Genomic DNA, 2550 nt, shown 5'->3' on the forward strand with positions numbered 1-2550 from the left:
CTGATAAAAGCCGGTTTTTAGCAGAAGGGCGTTTTTTACGGGCTAATTATTATTTTGAACTGGTTAAAAGAATGGGCGGTGTCCCGCTCATCACCAAATCATTAACTTATGATAACAGCGGTTCTGTAAGTAATTTATTGACACCGAGGGCAAAAGAATCGGATGTTTATGATTTCGTGATCAGTGAGGCTGAAGCCATAAAAGGCTCTTTGCCTGCTGATTTGGTTGACAAGTCGAGGGCATCACAGGCAGCAGCCCTGGCCATGGAAGCAAGGGCAGCATTATATGCAGGCTCAATTGCCAAGTATGGGGCTACAACTCCACAAGTTTCACTCCCGGGTGGCGAAGTAGGTATCCCTGCAAGTATGGCCGCCGGTTATTACACCAAGGCTTTAACTGCGGCCAAAGCAATTATTAACGGTACTGTCGGAAGTTATAGCCTGTACCAAGTGCTTCCTAATCTTTCCGATAATTTTGCAGCGGTGTTTTTAGATAAAAGTTCTGTAAACCATGAATCTATATTTGTTGAGGACTTTAAAGCATTGGCAGGTAAAACGCATGCTTTCACTACAAACGACCAGCCCTATTCTGTATCAGATGAAGCTACCGATGCCGGCCGTTTAGACCCTTCCTTAAACCTCGTAGAGTCTTTTGAAAAACTGGATAACACCTTTGCCCCGATACCAACAACAGATGCCTCAGGTAACCCCATTTATTATACCGATCAGCAAGATCCGTTTGCGGGAAGGGACGCAAGGTTGGCAGGTACGGTAATGCTGCCCCACTTTTTCTGGAAAACCGCATTTATTGATATTTGGGGCGGTTATTTATTGCCTAACGGAACCATTATCAGCAGTGATGACGCAACCCACCTGGCCGCCTTGCCTGGTAGTTCAGCACAAGTGCAGGTTGTTGGAAAAGACGGGCCGACACCTACTGGCGAACCGCTTAGAAGCCAAACCGGTTTTTATATCCGTAAATACTTAGACCCGGCAACGGGTTCCGGCCGAAGGGGACGTGGCAGTGATGTTAACTTTATCCGTTATCGTTATGGCGAAGTTTTACTGAATGCAGCCGAAGCATCTGCAGAGTTAGGCGATTTTGACAATGCATCCATTTATATCAACCAGGTACGTGCAAGGGCTGGTTTAACAATGCCCATTGCTTTAACTGCCGGCAATTACTTCGACCGTATTGTGCATGAGCGCCGTGCAGAGCTATCATTTGAAGGGCATATTTTGTTTGATATGAAACGCTGGAGGATAGCCACCAAGGTTTGGGACGGCAATACAGAATCATTGGCAGATTTAACCAGCAATCTTGGTTCGGGCACACATAGGAATACACAGCCCTGGGGCCTTTACCCTTATAAATTTTACAACCCGGGAGGCGCCAACGATGGTAAATGGGTTTTTAAAGAAGTTCTTCCGTCAAATGTAACAGGTGTGCTTAATTTTAGGATTGGTAATTATTACTCTCAAATTAATGACGGTATCATTTCTGCCAACCCAAAAATTATCAGACAACCCAACCAATAATTTATAAGCTATTTTAATTAGAAATTATGAAAATCAAATTTCATTACATCGTTATACTTTCCCTGATGCTCTTTAGTGCAGCATGTAAGCTGGACAATTATGCCCCGCCATCAGTAACCTTAAAGGGACAGTTAATGTACAAAGGCACCCCGGTTAATGTTGAATATAACCAGGTCCCTTTTCAACTTTATCAAGCGGGCTTTAAAGGCAACATACCTATAAGCGGAACATTTGACCAAGACGGGACTTATTCTGTACTGACCTTTAATGGCAACTACAAGTTTACCATACCCGGCGGCCAGGGCCCATTTCAGTGGAAAGAACTGCCTTCCGGTGGCAGGGATTCTATTGCCATCAATCTTACTGGCGATCAAACCGTCAATATCGAAGTTACGCCTTATTATATGGTAAGAAACGCTGTGTTGGCTGCTGCCGGCGGTAATATCACCGCAAAGTTTAGTATCGAAAAAGATATTACCGACGCTACTGCCAAAAATATACAAACGGTGAGTTTGTTTGTCAATAAAACCCAATTTACATCTGCAGCAGATCATGTCGCCGAAGCTGATTTAGACGGGACACTAATCACCGATCCTACTAATGTAAATTTAAGCGTGGCTATTCCTAAGTTTACCGTAACCCAAAACTATGTTTATGCTCGTGTAGGCATCCGGATAGCAGGCGTAGAAGACATGATTTTTTCCTCTGTTCAAAAGCTGACTTATTAAAAACCTTGTTATAGTTAAAAGGGCCATTCTTTACCGGATGGCCCTTTAAAGTTTATTGTTGATTACACAACCTGAAAAAAGAATTGTCATTTTATAACAGCAACAGCAATGCTTCTTTTAGCACATAAAAATTAGTGTCTCTGCTATCGAAAGTAATGATAAAGCTTCCTGATTTTTATGTGCTAAAAGAAGCATGTAAAGAACAGGCTTTGATAAATCCCGGAAATGTGTCAATCGTAGTATAACCTTCTGATGAAAAGAAAAATTTCCTTCATATTCCTCGT

General features: G+C 42.7%; 2 protein-coding genes. Both read left to right on the forward strand.

The window, feature by feature from the left end:
• Nucleotides 1-1538, forward strand: a 1538-nt coding sequence (locus Q0192_RS03425; protein ID WP_299286105.1) for a RagB/SusD family nutrient uptake outer membrane protein, incomplete at its 5' end; no start/stop codon positions are given.
• Between the two features lie 26 nt (nucleotides 1539-1564).
• Nucleotides 1565-2266, forward strand: a complete 702-nt coding sequence (locus Q0192_RS03430; RefSeq protein WP_299286108.1) for a DUF3823 domain-containing protein — start codon at nucleotides 1565-1567, stop codon at nucleotides 2264-2266.
• The last annotated feature ends 284 nt before the right edge of the window (nucleotides 2267-2550 follow it).

It is taken from the genome of uncultured Mucilaginibacter sp., assembly GCF_937859865.1.
Classification (GTDB): domain Bacteria; phylum Bacteroidota; class Bacteroidia; order Sphingobacteriales; family Sphingobacteriaceae; genus Mucilaginibacter_A.